Origin of the sequence: Nocardiopsis sp. TSRI0078, from assembly GCF_001905145.1 — a bacterium.
GTDB lineage: Bacteria > Actinomycetota > Actinomycetes > Streptosporangiales > Streptosporangiaceae > Nocardiopsis.
In genome coordinates this window covers 500,430-520,256 of record NZ_LWLB01000023.1, presented here as the reverse complement: position 1 = coordinate 520,256, position 19,827 = coordinate 500,430, and the positions used below count along the sequence as shown (strand labels likewise).

At 72.5% G+C, this 19,827-nt stretch carries 18 protein-coding genes; 4 read left to right on the top strand and 14 right to left on the bottom strand.

Features of this window, described 5'->3' with window-relative positions:
- Nucleotides 1-25: 25 nt before the first annotated feature.
- Nucleotides 26-601: a DUF3000 domain-containing protein gene (locus tag A6A08_RS16565; protein WP_073703483.1), complete on the bottom strand. Its 576-nt coding sequence runs from the start codon at nucleotides 599-601 to the stop codon at nucleotides 26-28.
- Between the two features lie 333 nt (nucleotides 602-934).
- Here A6A08_RS16565 and hemE point away from each other — a divergent pair, with 333 nt between their 5' ends.
- Complete coding sequence (hemE, locus tag A6A08_RS16560) at nucleotides 935-1,960, top strand: uroporphyrinogen decarboxylase (RefSeq protein ID WP_073703572.1); 1,026 nt, start codon at nucleotides 935-937, stop codon at nucleotides 1,958-1,960.
- A 193-nt stretch (nucleotides 1,961-2,153) separates the two neighbouring features.
- Here the strand turns inward: hemE and A6A08_RS16555 are convergent, their stop codons facing one another.
- Entirely contained in the window at nucleotides 2,154-3,188 is a 1,035-nt protein-coding gene (locus A6A08_RS16555) for a DUF4349 domain-containing protein (protein WP_083609150.1), read from the bottom strand.
- Between the two features lie 162 nt (nucleotides 3,189-3,350).
- Here A6A08_RS16555 and hemG point away from each other — a divergent pair, with 162 nt between their 5' ends.
- Nucleotides 3,351-4,820 carry a protoporphyrinogen oxidase gene (hemG, locus tag A6A08_RS16550; protein WP_073703481.1) on the top strand — a complete coding sequence of 490 codons (1,470 nt, stop codon included), beginning with the start codon at nucleotides 3,351-3,353 and terminating at the stop codon, nucleotides 4,818-4,820.
- Nucleotides 4,817-5,527, top strand: coding sequence for a hydrogen peroxide-dependent heme synthase (gene hemQ / locus A6A08_RS16545; RefSeq protein WP_073703480.1), 711 nt, complete (start codon nucleotides 4,817-4,819; stop codon nucleotides 5,525-5,527). Before hemG ends, hemQ begins: the two co-directional genes overlap by 4 nt.
- 303 nt (nucleotides 5,528-5,830) lie before the next feature.
- On the opposite strand, the gene A6A08_RS16540 is transcribed toward hemQ, so the two are convergent.
- The 3 genes from A6A08_RS16540 to msrB form a co-directional block, all read right to left on the bottom strand.
- A complete protein-coding gene (locus tag A6A08_RS16540) occupies nucleotides 5,831-6,634 on the bottom strand; it encodes a phosphatidylcholine/phosphatidylserine synthase (RefSeq protein ID WP_199866952.1) in 804 nt (267 codons plus the stop codon).
- Nucleotides 6,621-7,289, bottom strand: coding sequence for a phosphatidylserine decarboxylase (locus A6A08_RS16535; RefSeq protein ID WP_073703478.1), 669 nt, complete (start codon nucleotides 7,287-7,289; stop codon nucleotides 6,621-6,623). Before A6A08_RS16535 ends, A6A08_RS16540 begins: the two co-directional genes overlap by 14 nt.
- Before the next feature lie 258 nt (nucleotides 7,290-7,547).
- Nucleotides 7,548-7,991, bottom strand: coding sequence for a peptide-methionine (R)-S-oxide reductase MsrB (msrB, locus tag A6A08_RS16530; RefSeq protein WP_073703477.1), 444 nt, complete (start codon nucleotides 7,989-7,991; stop codon nucleotides 7,548-7,550).
- Between the two features lie 203 nt (nucleotides 7,992-8,194).
- Between msrB and A6A08_RS16525 the strand changes: the two genes are divergently transcribed.
- On the top strand, nucleotides 8,195-8,626 hold the full coding sequence (locus A6A08_RS16525; protein WP_242422668.1) for a hypothetical protein: 432 nt from the start codon (nucleotides 8,195-8,197) through the stop codon (nucleotides 8,624-8,626).
- A 115-nt stretch (nucleotides 8,627-8,741) separates the two neighbouring features.
- Here A6A08_RS16525 and A6A08_RS16520 read toward each other — a convergent pair whose 3' ends face one another.
- From A6A08_RS16520 to A6A08_RS16480, 9 genes are all read right to left on the bottom strand, one after another.
- Nucleotides 8,742-9,530 (bottom strand): GntR family transcriptional regulator, encoded by a 789-nt coding sequence (locus tag A6A08_RS16520; protein WP_073703475.1) that lies wholly within the window; start codon nucleotides 9,528-9,530, stop codon nucleotides 8,742-8,744.
- 151 nt (nucleotides 9,531-9,681) lie between these two features.
- Entirely contained in the window at nucleotides 9,682-10,518 is an 837-nt protein-coding gene (locus tag A6A08_RS16515) for a pyrimidine reductase family protein (RefSeq protein WP_073703571.1), read from the bottom strand.
- Between the two features lie 131 nt (nucleotides 10,519-10,649).
- Complete coding sequence (gene glgX / locus A6A08_RS16510) at nucleotides 10,650-12,812, bottom strand: glycogen debranching protein GlgX (RefSeq protein ID WP_073703474.1); 2,163 nt, start codon at nucleotides 12,810-12,812, stop codon at nucleotides 10,650-10,652.
- 422 nt (nucleotides 12,813-13,234) lie between these two features.
- Nucleotides 13,235-14,866: an acyl-CoA dehydrogenase family protein gene (locus A6A08_RS16505; RefSeq protein ID WP_073703473.1), complete on the bottom strand. Its 1,632-nt coding sequence runs from the start codon at nucleotides 14,864-14,866 to the stop codon at nucleotides 13,235-13,237.
- Nucleotides 14,867-15,175: 309 nt separating this feature from the next.
- A complete protein-coding gene (locus A6A08_RS16500) occupies nucleotides 15,176-15,838 on the bottom strand; it encodes a pyridoxal 5'-phosphate synthase (protein WP_242422666.1) in 663 nt (220 codons plus the stop codon).
- A gap of 212 nt (nucleotides 15,839-16,050) precedes the next feature.
- A complete protein-coding gene (locus tag A6A08_RS16495) occupies nucleotides 16,051-16,854 on the bottom strand; it encodes a sirohydrochlorin chelatase (protein WP_073703569.1) in 804 nt (267 codons plus the stop codon).
- Between the two features lie 82 nt (nucleotides 16,855-16,936).
- Complete coding sequence (locus tag A6A08_RS16490; RefSeq protein WP_073703472.1) at nucleotides 16,937-17,641, bottom strand: phosphoadenylyl-sulfate reductase; 705 nt, start codon at nucleotides 17,639-17,641, stop codon at nucleotides 16,937-16,939.
- On the bottom strand, nucleotides 17,638-17,844 hold the full coding sequence (locus A6A08_RS16485; RefSeq protein WP_073703471.1) for a hypothetical protein: 207 nt from the start codon (nucleotides 17,842-17,844) through the stop codon (nucleotides 17,638-17,640). The genes A6A08_RS16490 and A6A08_RS16485 overlap by 4 nt, the downstream gene beginning before the upstream one ends.
- Before the next feature lie 132 nt (nucleotides 17,845-17,976).
- Nucleotides 17,977-19,674 (bottom strand): nitrite/sulfite reductase, encoded by a 1,698-nt coding sequence (locus A6A08_RS16480; protein WP_073703470.1) that lies wholly within the window; start codon nucleotides 19,672-19,674, stop codon nucleotides 17,977-17,979.
- Nucleotides 19,675-19,827: the final 153 nt, after the last annotated feature.

The following is a 19,827-nucleotide window of genomic DNA, read 5'->3' as shown; positions in this document are numbered from 1 at the left end:
GGGTTCCTGTGCGGGGCGGGTCCGTTCAGGGCCGGGAACGCTGCCGGGCGATGTCGGTGACGTCCAGCGGAGGCAGCCCCGCAGCGGAGGCCAGCAGCGCCGACCACGCGTTGACGTGCCCCGACAGGTCGTCGGACTCCGGCGTCCACGAGGCCCGCATCTCGACCTCGGTGGTGGCGCCCTGGTCCGCCTTCGTGCCGAAGCCCTCGGTGGTGGCCCGGGTGACCGTGCCGCTGAGCGTGTGGTGCGTGGCGCCGTTGGCGTCCAAGGCGTCGGTCAGCCAGCTCCAGGCGACCGGTCCGAGCAGCGGATCGGCCGCTATCTCCGACTCCAGTTCGGAGTTGACCTGGCAGACCACACGGAAGGGACCCGGCCAGTCACGGGTGTTCTCGGGATCGTAGAGCACGATGAGCCGTCCCCAGGCGACCTCCTCGCCGTTCACGGTCACCTCGGCCGAAACGGCGGCGGAGTGGGGGGCCAGCCGCTGGGGGGCGGGGATCTCCCGGACGGTGATCTCGGGGCGCAGGAGGGGTGAGCGCAGGGCCTCGACCGCTCGCCGGAACGTCTCGTGTTCGTTCTCGGCGCTACCGACATCGGGCATGGTGGAAACGTCAGCCTTCATTCTGTGGTGATCACGTCTCGGCGGGGGATGGTCTGGGCGTGCTCCGCCTCCCCGCACGGGCAAGGGGGTGGGCACGCAAGAGACCGTGGCACGAGTCACGGGCCGCGAGGCGGAGTTCGTCCGGCGTGTCGGTGTTTTGTGATGATCTTGGGACCGGGGCGCCTTCGGAAGGGCCTGTCCGCGTCCGTTCGCGGCGGGAGGGGTCCGCCGGCGGACACGTCGCGCACACACCGGGAGCGGCCGCCGGAGGTGCCGGGTTCGGCGATCCGGGTGAGAGCTCGGGCGAGGACATGGCACGATCGAGGAGTGACGCTGCAAGAATCTCCATTCCTCCGCGCCTGCCGGCGCCTTCCCGTGTCCCACACGCCGGTGTGGTTCATGCGCCAGGCCGGGCGCTCCCTGCCCGAGTACCGACGGGTCCGAGCCGACGTGCCGATGCTTGAGGCGTGCGCGCGCCCCGACATGATCACCGAGATCACGATGCAGCCGGTGCGCCGCTACGACGTCGATGCCGCGATCTACTTCAGCGACATCGTCGTCCCTCTCAAGGCCATCGGCATCGACCTGGACATCAAGCCCGGGGTCGGCCCCGTGGTCGCCGACCCGATCCGGGACGCGACCGGCATCAAGCGGCTGCGCGAGATCGAGCCCGACGACCTGCCCTACGTGACCGAGGCGGTGGGCCGGCTGGTCGGCGAGCTGGGCGACAAGCCCCTCATCGGCTTCGCGGGCGCCCCGTTCACCCTGGCCTCCTACCTCATCGAGGGCGGGCCGTCCAAGAACCACGAGCACACCAAGGCGCTCATGTACGGCGAGCCCGAGCTGTGGGACGAGCTGATGCGCCGCCTGGCCGCGATCACGCTGGGCTTCCTGCGCACCCAGATCCAGGCGGGAGCCAGCGCCGTACAGCTCTTCGACTCCTGGGTGGGCGCCCTGAGCGCCGAGGACTACCGCGCCTCGGTGCTGCCCTACACCTCGTGGATCTTCGGCCAGCTCAGCGAGTACGAGGTGCCGCGCATCCACTTCGGAGTGGGTACCGGCGAGCTGCTCGGCCTGCTCAGCGAGGCCGGGGCCGACGTCGTGGGCGTGGACTGGCGGGTGCCGCTGGACAAGGCGGCCCAGCGCGTCCAGCCGAACACGGCGCTCCAGGGCAACCTGGACCCGGCCACGCTGTTCGCGCCGTGGGAGGTCGTCGCCGAGCGCACCCGCGACATCCTCTCCCGGGGCCGGGCCGCCGACGCGCACATCTTCAACCTGGGCCACGGCGTGCTGCCCAGCACCGACCCGGACGCGCTCCAGCGGCTCACCGAGTTCGTGCACGAGGAGACCGCGGTCTGAGGACGGGGTCTGCACCGCCCTCCTCCGCGGCGGTCCGGAACCGGACCGGCGGGGCGGGGCCGGCGGCGCCCGGTCCCGGGAGGGGCGGGCGCCGCCGCATGGTGCTACGCAGGAACCAGCGGACGCCGCGAGGCGCACCGCGCCCACAGCCGCGAGGCTGTGGGAATCGCCGGGGTCCACCCCGGTGAGGACGTCAATCCTCCTTCGTGGGCCCGCCCTCCGTCTCACCGGAGGGCCGCTCGGGGGTGCCGGAGCCCGCGTCCTCCGCTGCCCCGTCCTTGGGGGCGCCCTCCCCGGCGGTGCCGACGGAGCGCCCCCTGCGACGGGAGCGGTACCACCACAGCGGTCCCGCGCCCAGCACGGCGGCGACCACCAGGAAGGGCAGCAGCCAGCCCGCGACCACGGCGATGCTCTGGCCGAACGCGACCAGCGCGCGCCAGCCGCGCTCCAGACCGCCCAGGAAGCCGATCGACTCGTCCGCCGGCTCCTCCAGGTAGGTCTCCGGGGGACGCAGGGTCAGGTGCACCGTCGAGTACGCCGTCTGGTTGCGCAGCGTCTCCAACCGTGCCTGGAACGCCTCCAGCTCCGACTGGCGCTTGTGGATCTCGCTCTCCACCCGCAGCAGGTCGTCGACGTCCTCGGCCTCCTCCAGGTAGCCGCGCAGCGTCTCCAGGGCCGCCTCGGAGGACTCGACGCGGCTCTCGACGTCCGCGACCTCCTCGGTGACGTCCTGTACCGAGCGCTCCAGGTCGGACCGGTCGCCCAGCTCCGCCAGGCCCTCCAGGGCCCCCTCGTAGCCCTCGCTCGGGATGCGCAGCGTCAGCGATCCCTCCGGGGTACCGCCCTCGGGCGTGGAGACCGTCTCCGAGGCGATGTAGCCGTCCGCCCCGATGGCCAGCTCCTTGGCCTGCTCCACCGCCTCGGACACGTCCTCGACCCGGACCGTCAGGTCGGCGGTGTGGACCAGCTGCCGGTCGCCGATCTCCACGTCGGAGCCGACGGGCGAGCCGCCGCCCTCGCCGGAGGCCTGACCCTCCTCGGTGGTCTGGTCCTCCTGGGCGGCCTGTTCCTGGGCGGCCGAGCGGTCCTCGGTCCCGGGAGCGTGCTCGGCGGTGACGCCGGCGCTCTGGCCGGAGGCGGAGCAGGCCGTGGCCAGCAGGGCGGCCAGACCCATGGAGAGCACTGCCCCGGCGCCCCGGCGCGCGGGGGAAAACGCTGAAATAGCCATGACCCTCCGACGTACCCCGGGACGGGCTCGTTTCGAACCCTGTGGTAACGACCGCACAACGGCGGAGCGGCCGGGTCCTCCGCCGCGGACGCGACCCGGATCACGGAGTGTCGAAGGGGATGGTGGATCACGGTGACCCACGTCATCTGGGAGGCTGGAGACATGCCTGAAGCACCGCACGTCGTCGTGGTCGGGGGCGGGATCTCCGGACTCACCGCCGCGCACCGCCTCACCGGTCTGGGCGCCTCCGTCACCGTGCTGGAGGCCGCCGACTCCCCGGGTGGCAAGCTGCGTGCCTCACCGGTGGCCGGGGTGCCGGTCGACGCGGGCGCCGAGGCGGTGCTCGCCAGACGTCCCGAGGCGGTCGACCTGTTCTCCGAACTGGGCCTGGACGAGCGCGTGGTGCATCCCGGCCCCGGCGCGGCCTCCCTCTACAGCCGCGGACGGGTGCGCCCGCTGCCCAAGGGGCAGCTCATGGGCGTGCCCGGCGACCTGCGCGCGCTCGCCCGCAGCGGGGTGCTCTCACGGAGGGGCACCCTGCGGGCCGGACTCGACCTGGTGCTGCCCCGAACGCCGGTGCGCGGCGACGTCTCCGTCGCCGACTACGTGGGCGCCCGCATGGGTTCCGAGGTCGTCGACCGCCTCGTCGAACCCCTTCTGGGAGGCGTGTACGCGGGCCGTGCCGACCGGCTCTCTCTGGACTCGACGCTGCCGCAGATCGCGCCCATGGCCCGCCGCGACCGCTCCCTGACGCGTGCCGTGCACGCCAGCCTCCGGGGCAGGGGAGCGGCGCCCACGAGGCCGGGGCCCGTCTTCGCCTCCCTGCGCGGGGGCGTGGCCGAACTCGCCGGGGCCCTGGCCGATCGCCACGCCGACAGCCTGCGTACGGGTACCCGGGTCCGCGCCCTGCAGCGGCTTCCCGAGGGCTGGCGGGTCCACCTGGACAGCAACGAGCGCATCTCCTGTGACGCCGTCCTGCTGGCCTGCCCCGCACCGGAGGCCTCCCGGCTGCTCGCCGAGTACGCGCCCGGCGCCTCACGCGACCTGCGCGGCGTCGAGTACGCCGGCATGGCCCTGGTGACCATGGCGCTGCCCGCCTCGGCCTTTCCCGAGCCGCTCGCCGGTACCGGCTTCCTCGTTCCGGCGGGGGAGGGGCTCACCATCAAGGCCGCCACCTTCTCCAGCAACAAGTGGCCCTGGCTCGCCGAGGAGCTGGCCAGGGCCAACCCCGGCGACGACCTGGTGGTGCTGCGCTGCTCCATCGGCAGGTTCGGCGAGGAGAAGGTCCTGGAGCGCTCCGACGAGGAGCTGGTCCGGGCCGCCGCGCGCGACCTGGCCACGGTCACCGGCATGACGGGGGCGCCCCTGGAGAGCAGGGTCACCCGGTGGACCGACGGGCTGCCGCAGTACGCCGTCGGCCACGCGGACCTCGTCGCGCGCGTACGCGCCGACGTCGCCCGCAGCCCGGGTCTCGGAGTGTGCGGCGCGGTCTACGGCGGCGTGGGGATCCCCGCGTGCGTCGCCGACGCCGGACAGGAGGCCGAGCGCCTGCTCGGCACCCTCACGACGAACAGTCCCACCAGCGGCGGCGACGAGGCCGCCGGAACGAACCAGCAAGGAGTCAACCCGTGACGGGCCAGCAGAACGAAGCCGTCGGCCAGGACGGCGCCGACCTCAACTCCCTCATCCGCTACACCATGTGGTCGGTCTTCAAGGTCGAGGGCCTCGACGGGGTCGACCGCGCCGCCGCGGCCGACGAGCTGGGAACGCTCTTCGACAAGTCCGCCGAGCAGGGGGTCACCACCCGCGGCAGCTACGACGTCCAGGGCTTCCGCGCCGACGCCGACATCATGTTCTGGTGGGTGGGCGACTCCCCCGAGCAGGTCCAGGACATGTACACGGCCTTCCGCCGCACCCGCGTCGGCCGGGCCGGCACCCCGGTGTGGTCGGTCGTGGGTCTGCACCGCCCCGCCGAGTTCAACCGCGGCCACGTCCCCGCCTTCCTGGCCGGGGAGGAGCCGCGCGAGCACCTGTGCGTGTACCCGTTCGTGCGCTCCTACGAGTGGTACCTGCTGCCCGACGACGAGCGCCGCGCGATGCTCGCCGAGCACGGCCGCATGGCCGCCCCCTACCCGGACGTGCGCGCCAACACGGTGTCCTCCTTCGGCCTCAACGACTACGAGTGGCTGCTCGCCTTCGAGGCCGACGACCTGCACCGCATCGTGGACCTGATGCGCCACCTGCGCGGCGCCAAGGCCCGTCTGCACACCCGCGAGGAGGTGCCCTTCTACACCGGTCGACGCAAGAGCGTCGCCGAACTGGTCGACTCCCTGCCGTAGGCGGTGTCCTGTGCGGGGCTGCGCTGCGCCCCGTGTTCCGGTGCCTGGGGGCGGGGACCTCCGGTGTCTCGGAGGGCGGGATCGTGACCGGGCCGTCGCCCGCCACCCCGGACGACGGCCTTCGGCCGCGGCCCTCACACGGCACCCGCCTCCGCCGCGTCCAGGACCCTGCCGGAGCCGGAACGACCCCCTCGGGGCCGTGCCCGCGTTGGTCCGCGGGCGGCGCTCGCGCCTGGCCCCGCACGCCGTACACGAGGAGCGCCCCGGGGACGTCCCCGGGGCGCTCCTCGTGTACGGCGTGCGTCAGTCCTGTTCGGCGGCGGTCCGCCGGGTGGCCAGGACGTAGAACGGGATGGTGACGATGAAGCCCAGGACGACGGCGCTCATCAGGTAGATGAGCGTCTGGCCCGCGGGCAGGCCCATGCCCCAGGCGGCCATCAGGGCGACCCCGACCGCCAGCAGGCCCAGCACCGCGTAGGCCTTGCGTCCGCGCGGCTTGGGGTACTCCATCCGGCTCACCATCAGCCAGGAGATGAGCAGTACCGCCGTCACGCCCGCCACCAGCGGCGGATCGAGCAGGACCACCGTCACCACGGCCATGGCGCCGAAGGGGCAGGGGAGCCCGGTGAAGTAGTCCGCGCCCGGGGCCTGGCAGGAGAACCGGGCCAGTCGCACGATGACCGCCAGCAGCACGGCGCCGCCCGCCGCGACCGGCAGCGCACCGGCGCTCTCGGCCTGCATGGCCCACACCACGAAGAAGAACCCCGGGGCGAACCCGAAGCTGATCACGTCGGCCAGGTTGTCCAGCTCGGCGCCCATGCCGCTGCCGCCCAGCTTGCGGGCCACCCGGCCGTCGAGCACGTCCAGCGCCGCCGCGACCAGCATCAGGCCCACCACCGTGGCCATGGCCGTGCGCGGAAGCGGACCGGCGGTCCCGGCGGCCGCGTGCGCGGACTGGGCCGCCATGAGCGCCCACACCGCCAGGAAGCCGCACAGGGCGTTGCCGAGCGTGAGGTAGTCGGCCGGCCCCAGGCGGAGCCTGGGAGCCTCCTCCTCGGGGGCGGAGACGGCGTGTCCGGCCGCCACGACCCCCTCAGTCGGTGTCAAGACGGGTTTCTCCGGCACGGACCTTCTGGCCGATCTCCACCGCCGGGGCGACCCCGGCCGGAAGGTAGACGTCGACCCTGGACCCGAACCGGATGAGCCCGATCCTCTCGCCTTGCTCGACCTTCTGCCCCGCAGCGAGATACGGGACGATACGCCTGACCATCGCGCCGGCGATTTGAACGACCGTGATCGCACCGATCTCGGTTTCAAGGGTCCAGATGACGCGCTCATTACGCTCGCTGTCCTTGTCGAATGCGGGGCGGAAACCGCCCGGGCGGTGCTCGACGCCTGTCACCACGCCGGCGAGGGGGGCACGGTTGACGTGCACGTTGAGGGGGTTCATGAACACCGCGACCCGGGTGCGCCCGTCGGGCTGGGGGTCGATGCTTTGGACGACTCCGTCAGCCGCGGACAGCACCCGCCCGGTCGCCGGACCCCGCTCGGGGTCGCGGAAGAACCAGGTCATCCCCGCCGCCAGGGCGACCACCGGGACGGCGAGCGCCGTACGGGCCCGGGAGCCCCGTGCGGTCAGGGCCGCGGCTCCGGCGGCCCCGAGGGCGGGGAGCAGCCACGGGGCCGAGCCCTGGGCCATGCCCCACCGGGGCCGTGCCGCGGGACGGTGGGAGACGGATGAGTGAGGTGAGTCGTCGGTCATGGAGCGCTTTCGTCGCGGGTCTGTCGGCTCGCCCGCACACCGGTTGCCGCTGTGAGGGTCGGCCCGGGGACTCCGGGTCGGATGGTGGACGGAAAAACCCCGGCGGACCGGTACTTTTCGCGCCGCGCCCCGCGAGCCGACGCGGGTCGGCCGTTGGCGCGCTGGATGTGATTATCCCCGATGCCGACGCGGGCGGACCACGGTCGCACGATGGTACGCCCCCGCGGGTGCGCGCGCGGCACCAGGATCGTACGACACCTACTCCTCGGGCTCCAGGCTCAGGGCCACGGAGTTGATGCAGTACCGGGCGTCGGTGGGGGTGGCGTACCCCTCGCCGTAGAAGACGTGGCCCAGGTGGGAGTCGCAGGTGGCGCACCGCACCTCGGTGCGCACCATGCCCAGGGAGCGGTCCTCGTGCAGGACGACGGCGTCGGACTCGGCCGGGTCGTAGAAACTGGGCCACCCGCAGTGGGAGTCGAACTTCTCGTCGGAGCGGAACAGCTCGGTCCCGCAGCCCCGGCAACGGTAGACCCCGGTGGTCTTGGTGTCGACGTAGGCGCCGGTCCAGGGCTGCTCGGTGGCCGCCTGACGCAGCACCGCGTACTCCTGGGCGTTGAGCCGTTCGCGCCACTCCTGGTCGGTCTGGGGAATGCCCTCGGCCCCGTCCGCGGTGTTCGGGGCCTGGTCCGCTGAGTCAGCCATGGTACGACGCTACCCCGAATCGGTCTCGAATGCTGCCTCGGTGCCTCTCGTGGCGGAACATCTCATATGGCGTGCGTGCCAGGCGAATCCTCCTTAATGGCCATATACACCTAACTTCATCCTGAATGGCGTTCGGTAGCAAAAGTGGAGGGTACGGCCTTAAGCAGGGTCAGTGGTCGAACGGTGCACTTGAGGTGGGTGACATGGCCGTTACAGCTCAACAGGCACTCGGAATAGGCAGACGACCGCTGCGCGTGGGCAGGATTCGGTACGGATTGTGGTGGCTCGACCAGAGCACCGCGGGCGTGCGGTCGCGGATGCGCGCCGTCGCGGGCGGAGCGGCAGTCGCGGGCCGCGAACTGCGCTGGGCGACCGAGCTCAGCGTCCGTGCCACGGTCGCGCAGCTCGACCACGCCAGGCCGGGCCCCTGGAGCGACCGCAGGCTGCTGCTCTGCGCCACGGTGCTCGCCGTGGTCGCGTTGGCGGTCGCACTCCTCCTGGGGTTCGGCGTGGCGCGCTGGGTGATGACCGCGTCGGATTCCCTGCCCTTCGCCGCCGCGGGCGCGCTGGCGGTGGGACTCGTGCTCCTGCCGTTGGTGTACCTGGTGTTCGCCTCCAAGCGGGGCGGTCACTGAGTCGGTCCGAGAAGGGGAGGGGCGCCGGGAACGGCGCCCCTCCCGGGGCTCGGACGGCTTCCGCGCGCGGGGAGCGGCCCCCGCCCAGCCGGGCCCGGGCGGGGGCCGACCCGCCTCAGGCGTCGAAGTCGTAGCTCAGGACGTAGGCCGAGCCGTCCATGGTGATCTCGTTGAACTCCACCGGTCGGTGCTCGGCGGTCAACGCGGTGCGCGCCACGTCCAGCACCGGGGTCCCGGGCGCCAGTTCCAGCTCCTCGCTCTCCTCGGGTGTGGGCATGCGCACCCTGATCTCCTCGGTGAAGCGGGCCGGCGCCTGCCCCAGCTCGGCCAGGCGCGCGTAGATCCCTCCCGGGCCGCTGTCGTGCTCCCTGACGCGCAGGGCCGCCGCGGGGTGCCCGCCGCCCTCCAGGACCGCCAGGGGCAGGTGTGAGACCGCGTTCTGCACCGGGCGCCCGTCCACCAGGTAGCGGCGCGAGCGCCGCAGCACACCGGCCCCCTCGGCCAGCTCCAGCGCGCGCGCCACGTGCGCCTCGGGCACGGCCTCGTCCACGAGCAGGCGGTCCACCTCGTACTCCCGGTCCTCGCTGTCGGTCTGCCAGATGGCGCGCCCGCTGCCCCACAGCTCCTTGGACAGGCGCAGGGCCCCGTGTCTTCGCACGGGCCGGAACAGGCGCACGTAGATGCCCGAGCCGCGCACGGCCACGGCCAGGCCCTCGTTGATCAGTACGGAGAGCGCCTGCCTCGCGGTCGCCCGTGCGACGCCGTGGCGTTCCATGAGAGCGTTCTCCCCGGGCAGGCGGTCGCCGTCGGCGTACCGTCCGGAGCGGATCTGTCCGCGTAGTTCCTCGGCTATCTCGCGATAGACCGGAGGGGATCCGTTTTCGGACGTCGGCACCACGTTCATCCTCTCGGCCGGGGGGCCAAGCCGGTAAGCCCCGTCAATGCGGCGTGCCACTGTGTCCAGTGGGGGGTGTTTCCAGTGGGTGGGCACACCTCGGGTATGTCCGGTTGCGGGATGGTTCATGCGTGGTTGTGGGGCGGCCGAAACCGACCGGTTACCGCTGCGTCCCCCGTAGGCTTCCCTCTTCCCTGAGGTAACGCGCGAACAGGCTCCCCTCCGACTCCAGCAGGTGCGCCATCCGCACCGGCGTGCTCTGGGCGGAGGCGCGGTCCGGCGCTCCGGGGGTGTCCGGACCCCCCGCGACGATGCGCGGCGCGCCCGATCCCAGCAGGTGCGGGCTCAGCGTGAGGCACAGGTCGTCCAACAGCCCCGCCGCCACGAACTCCGCCAGCAGGTGCGGGCCGCCCTCGGTCAGCACCCGGTACAGCCCGCGCTCGGCCAGGCCGTTCACCACGTGCGCGGGCGTCACCGAGGCCCCGTCGATCACCACGACGTCGGCGTACTCGGCCACCTCGCGGCGTCGCCGCTCGGGGGAGTCCGCCGTGGTGAACACCAGTGTGCGCGCGTCCTCGGGAGCCTCCGTCAGCAGCGGCTCGGGCAGGCCGAGTGAGCGGGACACCACCGCCACGGCCGGGGTACTCGGACGCCCGGTGCGCAGGCCCTCCCACGTCCTGCGGGCGCGGACCGGACCGTACTCCTCCAGGCGCACCGTGGCCGCGCCCACCAGCACCACATCGCACAGGCCGCGCAGCACGCCCATCACCTTGCGGTCGGGCGATGAGGACAGGTCCTTGCTGCGCCCGGAGGGGCCGATGGCGCCGCCGTCCGCGCTGGCCACCATGTTGGCGCGTATCCAGGGCCGGTTCAGGAACTCGGGGTAGGCGTAGGCGGCGGCCAGGTCCACGTCCGTGCCGCCAGGCGAGGGCAGCAGCTCACGGAAGGCGATGGGGGCGGCGGGGGCGTCCGCGCCGCCGGTGTGTGTACTCGACATGGTCACACAGCGTATTCGGTGGGGGAGGCCGTGCCGAGGAGGGAGGGCGCGAGCCCCGCGGCGTCCCCCGGCGGACCGGGCCCGCCCCGGCCGCTCCCCGTGGCGGGGGCGGCCGGGACACGCCGCGCTCCTCAGGAGCGGGAGGTCCGCGCACGCTCGTGCGAGACCCGGCGCAGCAGCAGCAGCGCCCGGTCGATCACCTTCACCGGGCCGGACGCGGCCACGAACGGCCGACCGGCCACGTCGGGTTCGGCCGTGTCCAGGACCGTCTCCCACGCCGTTCCGTACTCGGTGCCCGGAACGGTGAACTTCACCGTGTCCGCGCCGCTGTTGAGCAGCAGCAGGAACGAGCTGTCCCGGATGCGGCGGCCGCGCGGGTCGGGTTCGGTGATGGCGTCCCCGTTGAGGAACACGCCCAGGGCCTGACCGGTGGAGTTCCAGTCGTCCCCGGACATCGTCTCGCCGTCCGGCCGCAGCCACACGATGTCGGGAAGGCCCTTCTTCCCGGACTTGGCGCCTCCCACCGGGCTGCCCCGGAAGAAGCGGCGCCGACGGAACACCGGGTGGTCGCGGCGCAGCCGCGCCAGTTCGCGCACGTAGTCCAGCAGGTCGTTGTCGGGCTCCCCGTCCTCGCCGAGCCCTGCGCCCTTCCAGTCGATCCAGGCGATCTCGTTGTCCTGGCAGTAGGCGTTGTTGTTGCCGCCCTGGGTGCGGCCCACCTCGTCACCGTGGGACAGCATCACCACCCCCTGCGACAGGTACAGGGTGGTGAGGAAGTTGCGCACCTGGCGGCGGCGCAGCGTGAGGATCTCCGGGTCCTCGGTCGGGCCCTCCACACCGTGGTTCCAGGACCGGTTGTCGTCGGTGCCGTCCCGGTTGTCCTCTCCGTTGGCCTCGTTGTGCTTGTGGTCGTAGGACACCAGGTCGGCCATGGTGAAGCCGTCGTGGCAGGTGATGAAGTTGATGGAGGCCACCGGCCGGCGCCCGTCGTCCTGGTACAGGTCGCTGGAGCCGGCCAGGCGCGAGGCCAGTTCGCCCATCACGGGCTGGCCCCTCCAGTAGTCGCGCACGGTGTCGCGGTACTTGCCGTTCCACTCGGTCCACAGCGGCGGGAAGTTGCCCACCTGGTAGCCGCCCGGGCCCACGTCCCAGGGTTCGGCGATCAGCTTGACCTGCGAGATCACCGGGTCCTGCTGGACGATGTCGAAGAACGTGCTCAGCCGGTCCACGTCGTGGAACTCCCGGGCCAGCGCCGAGGCCAGGTCGAACCGGAACCCGTCCACGTGCATCTCCAGGACCCAGTACCGCAGCGAGTCCATGATCAGCTGCAGCGAGTGCGGGTGGCGCACGTTCAGGCTGTTGCCGCAGCCGGTGTAGTCGAGGTAGTAGCGCTGGTCCTCGTCGCTGACCCGGTAGTAGCTGAGGTTGTCGATGCCGCGCAGTGACAGCGTGGGCCCCATGTGGTCGCCCTCGGCGGTGTGGTTGTAGACCACGTCGAGCAGTACCTCGATGCCCGCCTCGTGCAGCGACTTCACCATCGCCTTGAACTCCTGGACCTGCTGCCCGCGCGAGCCGCGCGCCGCGTACCCGCTGTGCGGGGCCAGGAAGGCCAGGGTGTTGTACCCCCAGTAGTTGGTCAGCCCCCTGGCCACCATGGCGTGCTCGGGCACGAAGTGGTGCACGGGCATGAGCTCGACCGCCGTCACCCCCAGGGAGGTGAGGTAGTCGATCATCGCCGGGTGCGCGAGTCCGGAGTAGGTGCCCCTCTGGTGCTCGGGGATGCCCGGGTGGCGCATGGTCAGGCCGCGTACGTGCGCCTCGTAGATCACCGTGCGGTGGTAGGGGGTGCGGGGTCTGGACTCGTTGCCCCAGTCGAAGAACGGGCTGACCACCACGCACTTGGGCACGTAGGGCGCGCTGTCCCTGGTGTTCTTCCGCTCCGGAGCGGCGAAGTGGTAGCTGAACAGGGATTCGTGCCAGGTGAGGTTTCCGTTCAGGGCCTTCGCGTACGGATCGGTGAGCAGTTTGTTCGGATTGCACCGCAGGCCGTGCTCGGGTGCGTAGGGACCGTGGACCCGGTACCCGTACTGCTGTCCCGGTCCGACACCGGGAAGGTAGCCGTGCCAGACGAATCCGTCGTATTCGGTCAGCGGTATGCGGGTCTCCTCGCCGTCGTCGTCGAACAGACACAGGTCCACCCGTTCGGCGGCTTCGGAGAACAGGGAGAAATTGGTGCCGGACCCGTCGTAGGTCGCACCGAGCGGATAGGAACTACCTGGCCAGACTTCCACCATAGGCGTCGTCAGTCTCTTGGAGTCGGGCCTTCGGAAGGTCGGCCCGGACCGTGCGCCCCTCCCGGTGGGGAAGGCTCCCACGGGCCCGCTCCCCGTCCGAAAGCGTGCGGTCGTGTTTGTGACGACTTCTTTCTTCCGCTCCCGCCGCAGAAGTATGCCGATTCGGCCGATGATCATTCATCGGCTGTCCCTCTTTGCGGTTTGTTGCTGGAATTATCAGGGTTAAGGATGGTAATCGGTATGAGTGCGGTTCGAGAATTTCGTCCGGGGACTGGAACGCCTGGAGGAGGGGCCGGGCCGCGGCACACCGCGGTACGGGCCCCTCCGGCGCCTGGTCCTGGTGGTTGGCGCGGCACCCCGGTCCAAGGGGTGCCACGCGCTGAGAGACCCGGGAGGGCCGAACACCACGCGGCCCGAGGGGCTCACCGTTGCGGGCGGGCCCGGTCCAGGATCAGCCCCGTGTCCACGCCCCGGGGCAGGGTGCCGAACACGTGCCCCCAGTCGCCGCCCAGGCGCGAGGCCGTGAACGCCTCGGCGACCGGGGTGGGCGCGTGCCGCAGCAGCACCGACGCCTGCAGGGTCAGGGCCATCAGCTCCACCACCGAGCGCGCCCGGTACTGGGCCTCGTCCAGGTCGCCCAGGGACTGCTCCAGCCGCTTGACCGCCGCGTCGTAGTGGTCGTCCACGCCCGCGGCGGTGCCCAGCTCCGCCAGGAAGGCCTCCAACGACTCCGGGTTGCGGCCCATCGCGCGCAGCACGTCCAGCGCCGCCACGTTGCCCGAGCCCTCCCAGATGGAGTTGAGCGGGGAGTCGCGGAACAGCCGGGGCATCCCCGACTCCTCCACGTACCCGTTCCCGCCCAGGCACTCCAGCGCCTCGGCCGCGTGCGCGGGCTGGCGCTTGGTCACCCAGAACTTGCCCACGGCCACACCCAGGCGGCGGAAGGCCGCCTCCTCCTCGTCGCCGCGGACCGCGCGGTCCATGGCGCCGGCGAGGCGGGTCATCAGGGCGGTCGCCGCCTCCGACTCCAGTGCCAGGTCGGCGAGCACGTTGCGCATCAGCGGCTGCTCGGCCAGCGGCGCGCCGAACGCCATGCGGTGCTCGGCGTGGTGCAGGGCGTGCACCACCGCGGCCCGCATGCCCGCCGCCGAACCGATCACGCAGTCCAGCCGGGTGCAGTTGACCATCTCGATGATCGTGGGCACCCCCCGGCCGGGCTCTCCGACCAGGTGGGCGACGGCGCCGTCGTACTCCAGTTCCGCCGACGCGTTGGACCTGTTGCCCAGCTTGTCCTTGAGGCGCTGGATGTGCAGCGCGTTGTGGCTGCCGTCCTCCAGCACCCGGGGCACCAGGAAGCAGGTCAGCCCCTCGGGAGCCTGGGCCAGGGTGAGGAAGAGGTCGCTCATCGGCGCCGAGGTGAACCACTTGTGCCCGGTGAGGAGGTAGTGCCCCTCCTTCGTGGGAACCGCGCGCGTGGTGTTGGCGCGCACGTCCGACCCGCCCTGTTTCTCGGTCATCGACATGCCCGCGATGAGGCCGCGCTTGGTGTGGGGCGCCCGCAGCCCGAAGTCGTAGGTGCGCGCGGTGAGCAACGGCTCGTACCGCCGCGCCAGCTCCGGGGCGTGGCGCAGCGCCGGAACGGACGCGTAGGTCATCGAGACGGGACACCCGTGACCGGCCTCGGGCTGGGACCACAGGAAGAACTTGGCGGCACGGGCCACGTGCGCGCCCGCGCGCCCGTCCGCCCACGGCGCGGCGTGCATGCCCTGTTCCACCGCCTGGTCCATGAGCACGTGGTAGGCGGGCTGGTAGTCGACCTCGTCCACCCGGTGGCCGTAGCGGTCGTGGGTGCGCAGCACCGGCGTGTAGGTGTTGGCGGACTCGCCCCAGGCGCGCACCCGCTCAGACCCCGCCGCGTCGCCGACCTCGCGCAGCTCGGCCTCGGACCATCCGGCGCCCTCGCGCCGCAGCCCCTCCAGGAGGGCGGGGTCGTCCGCGGCGGCGTGGTCGCCGAGCGGGGGAGCCTGGTTGAACACCTCGTGTGTGGGGGGCATGGCGGCTACCTTTCCGTTGCTGGTCGCGGGCGGCCGGAGTGCGGGAATACTACCCCTGGGCGGACCCGGGGCGGGCCCTGGGGGCCGAACCCGGTTCGGTAACGCCGGGCCGCGCCGACCGGGCGCGCCCGGCCGGGGAGAGGGAGCCGCGAAGCCACCGGTCGGGGCCCGCGCGCCCGAGCCGGGGCGGGAACCGCTCTCCCGGGTGGAGGAGGCCCCCGAACGGAGGAAGCACCGCGGAGGAAGCCTGCGGGGGGCACCGCCGTGGGACCGGCCTCCCGGAGGAGCGAGGCGACGCCTTCCGGCGGATCACGGCCAGAGCAGGCCGCGCTCCCAGGGCGCGTCCACGCCCTTGCGGGTGTAGCGCAGCCGTGTGTGGCGCCGCTCGGGGTCGGCCTGCCAGAACTCGACCTCCGTCGGCCGGACCAGGTACAGCCCCCAGTCCTCGGGCACCAGCCCGGGGTCGCGCTCCAGCCTCTCCCAGCTCTCGTCCGCCGTCCGGTCGACGTCGGCCGGGTCGGTCAGGGGCTCGCTCTGCCTCCCGTGCAGACCGGCCACCCGGGACTCCAGCGGCCGTGCCAGGTAGTCGGCGGCGCACTGCTCCGGGGAGGCCGGCTCCGCCCGGCCGCGCACCCGCACCTGGCGGCCCTGCGCACCCCAGTAGAAGAGCAGTGCGGCGTTGGGGTTCTCCGCCAGTTCGCGCCCCTTGTGCGAGGTGGTCGTGGTGGCGAACCACCAGCCCTCGGGCGTGAAGTCCTTCATGATCACCACCCGCGCGGACGGCGCCCCGGCCCCGTCCGCGGTCGTGACCGCCATCGCGTGCGGTTCGGCCACCCCGTCACGGAGCGCGGCGGTGAACCACTCCAGGAACAGCTCCGCCGGGTCCTCGGGCGCCGCGCCCGGATCGAACTCCGGTATCCGGCCGGCGAACACCGGCAGCCCCCGCAACAGGTCGCGGATACCGTTCCGCACCGACCGTCGTTCCTCCTGCACTGCCACCCCCGTGGTTCGCGGACCGGCGGTGTCCGTCCGGAGCACCGCGCCCCTCGATTCTTCTGGGCCGGGGCGGCCCGGGGCAAGGCGCTCTCCGGGGTTGTGGAGAAGCCGGGAGGAGCGGCTGGGGGGAGGCGGGGCCGGATCCGCGGACCGCGCGCCCCGGGCGGATCGCACCCCGGGCGGGCCGCTCAGCCGGTCCTGGCGGCGCGCCTCGCGGCCACGGCGGCGTCGTAGCGGTCCAGCACCACACGGGCCAGCTCGGGCACGTCGCCCAAAGCCTCCGAGACCGCCCACGCGCCGGCCTCCAGCGACCGGGTCCGCACCCGGTCGGCGAAGAACCCCGGCGCCAGCAGGTAGGTCGCCACGGCCACCCGTGACGCGCCCCGCCCGCGCAGGGCGGCCACCGCCTCCCCGGGACGGGGCTCCGCGGCGGAGGCGTACGCGGCCACGACCTCCCGCCAGGGGCCCCGCTCGGCCAGCTCGGCCGCCGTCGCGGCCACGGTCGCGTTCGCCTCCGGGTCGCTGGAGCCGGCCGAGGCCAGCACCAGGGCCGTGTCCGGGCCGGGACGCGCCCCGGCCTCCGCCAGGCGCCGCTCCACCGCGTCCAGCAGCAGCGGGTGCGGGCCCAGGGTGCGGGCGTAGTGCACGCGCAGCCAGGGACTGCGCTCGCGCGCGCCCGCCAGTACCCTCGGCAGGTCCACCTTGCTGTGGTAGGCGGCCGTCAGCAGCATCGGAAGCACCACCGCCTCGCCCGCGCCGCGGGCGGCCAGCTCGTCCAGCGCCTCCTCCGCGCCGGGCGCCACGTGGTCCAGGTAGGACACGCGCACGTCCAGCCCGGGACGCAGCGACCGCACCCGTTCGAACACCGCCGACACGGCCGCCGCCGACCTCGGGTCCGCGCTGCCGTGCGCCACCGCCAGCAGGGGCACGCTCTCCTCGGCCGGCCCGTCGGTCGGCCCACCGGAGGGCGCCCCGGTCCCGTTCGCTGCCATGGTCACCTCGCCTCGTCCCCGTACACCCGTGCCGTGCCGTGCCGCGCCGCGGGCGGGCCCGGGGCCCGCCCACGGCGGGTGCTCACACGTGGATGCCGCACTCGGTCTTGCCCGTCCCGGCCCACCGGCCGCTGCGCGGGTCCTCACCCGGTGCCACCCGCCGCGTGCACGGCTCGCAGCCGATCGAGGGGTAGCCGTCGTACTGGAGCGGGTTCACGATCACCCCGTTCTCGGTCATGTAGGCGTCCACCTCCTCCTGGGTCCAGCGGGCGATCGGGTTCACCTTGGTCATCCGCCGCCGCCGGTCCCACTGCACGACGGGGGTGTCGCGGCGGGTCGCCGAGTCGTCCCGGCGCAGGCCGGTCAGCCAGGCGGCGTAGGGCTCCAGCGCCCTCTGGAGGGGCTCCACCTTGCGCAGGTGGCAGCAGATGCCGGGGTCGCGCCCGTGCAGGCGCGGCCCCAGGGCCAGGTCCTGCTCGGCCACCGTGCGGGTGGGCTCGACGTTGACCAGGTTGATGTCGTACACCGAGGCCACCGCGTCGCGGGTGCCGATGGTCTCGGGGAAGTGGTAGCCGGTGTCCAGGAAGATGACGTCGATCCCCGGCACCGCCTTGGAGACCAGGTCGACCATGAGGGCGTCGGCCATGGAGGAGGTCATGCACAGCTGGTCGCCGAAGGTCTCGGAGGCCCAGGAGATGATCTCCCGTGCGGAGGCCTCCTCCAGTTCGCGCGCGGCCCGCTCGGCGAGCTCGGGACCGCCCACGGGGGTGATGGTGGTGGAGTTCATGAGTTCCCTTCCGTCGGTCTGGAGGGGGCGCCTCCCGCGGAGAACGACGCGGAGCGCAACCCGACGTACTTGACCCGGAACACCCGGGCACAGGAGAGGCAGGCCCAGGGGTATCCCTCGTCCCTGGACGGGACACCCTCCTCCGGGACCAGGTCCTCGTCGCCGCAGTAGGGGCAGTAGTGGGGCGCGGCCCTCTCGGACATGGCGCACCTCCTCCTCTTGCTCGGGTTCCTCGGGTCGTTTCTCGGCCGCGGCCCGGGGCCGGCTCCGCGCAGGGGAGCCGGCCCCCGGATCCCGCGGCCGTACAGCTCGGGGTCGGAGTGCCTCGGACCGGACTACTTCAGGTCGGCGTCCTCGGCCCGGCCGACCCAGGACGCGAACGCCTCGCCGTCCTTCCTCTGCTCCTGGAAACGGCGCAGGACCCGCTCGACGTAGTCGGGCAGCTCGTCGGCGGTGGCCTTCAGCCCGCGGATCTTCTTGCCGAAGGACTGGGTCAGCCCCATGCCGCCGCCCAGGTGGATCTGGTAGCCCTCCACCTGCTCGCCCTCGGCGTTGAGCATCAGCTGGCCCTTGAGGCCGATGTCGGCGACCTGGATGCGCGCGCACGAGTTCGGGCAGCCGTTGACGTTGATGGTCAGCGGTTCCTCGAAGTCCGGCAGCCGCTTCTCCAGCTCGTCGATCAGGGAGGCCGCCCGGCCCTTGGTCTCCACGATCGCCAGCTTGCAGAACTCGATGCCGGTGCAGGCCATCGTCTGGCGGCGGAAGACGCTGGGGTTGACCTGCAGCCCCTCCGACTCCAGGGCGGAGGTGATCGAGGCGACCCGCTCCTCCTCCACGTCCAGGATGACCAGCTTCTGGTCGGCGGTGGTGCGGATGCGGTCCGAGCCGTGCTCCTCGGCGATGTCGGCGATGCGCAGCAGCGCGGTGCCCGAGACGCGGCCGACCTTCGGCGCGAAGCCCACGTAGAACTTCCCGTCGCGCTGCCGGTGCACGCCCACGTGGTCGCGCTCCAGGCCGGCGTCCAGCTCCGGCCCGGGGCCGTCGGGCAGGGCGTGGCCCAGGTACTCCTGCTCCAGCACCTCTCGGAACTTCTCCGCGCCCCAGTCCTTGATGAGGAACTTGATCCGGGCACGGGTGCGCAGGCGGCGGTAGCCGTAGTCGCGGAAGACCGCGCAGACCCCCGCCCACACCTCGCTCACCTGGTCCGGGCGCACGAACGCGCCCAGGCGCTGGGCGAACATCGGGTTGGTGGACAGGCCGCCGCCGACGAACAGGTCGTAGCCCGCCTCGCCCGCCTCGTTGCGCACGCCCACGAACGCGACGTCGTTGATCTCGTGGTTGACGCAGTGCGAGGTACACCCGGAGATGGACGTCTTGAACTTGCGCGGCAGGTTGGAGTAGAGCTGGCTGCCGATGTGGTCGTCGTAGACCTGGCGGATCGCGGGGGAGGCGTCGATGACCTCGTCCTCGGCGACCCCGGCCAGGGGACAGCCCATGATGACGCGCGGGGTGTCGCCGCAGGCCTCGGTGGTGGACAGGCCCACCGACTCCAGCTTCTCCCAGATCGCCGGGACGTCCTCGACCTGGATCCAGTGGAACTGGACGTTCTGGCGGTCGGTGATGTCGGCGGTGTCGCGCCCGTGGTCGCGGGAGATCTCGCCGATCGCGCGCAGCTGGGCCGCCGACAGCTGACCGCCGTCGATGCGCACGCGCAGCATGAAGTAGCGGTCGTCGAGCTCCTCGGGCTCCAGGACGGCCGTCTTGCCGCCGTCGATGCCCGGGGCCCGCTGGGTGTACAGGCCGAACCAGCGGAAGCGTCCGCGCAGGTCGGCGGGGTCGATCGAGTCGAACCCGCGCTTGGAGTAGACGTTGATGATCCGGTCGCGGACGTTGAGCCCGTCGTCGTTCTTCTTGTTCTCCTCGTTCTTGTTCAGCGGCTCGCGGTAGCCGAGGGCCCACTGGCCCTCGCCGCGGCGGCGGCGCGGCTTGGCCGCGGTCGCTGTCTTGCCGGGCTGCGCGGAAGAGGGAGGCATCGCGGGTGTCTCCGATGGGTGTCGCGGGGCGCTCACGGCTCCGGCGCCGCACCGCAGTGCCCGTGTCGCGCGCACATCGTCGTGCTGGCGAACGGGTGGGATCCGCGTGTGGGAACTCAAGAAAAGGGAGAGCGCCGGTGCCGCGCGCACCCC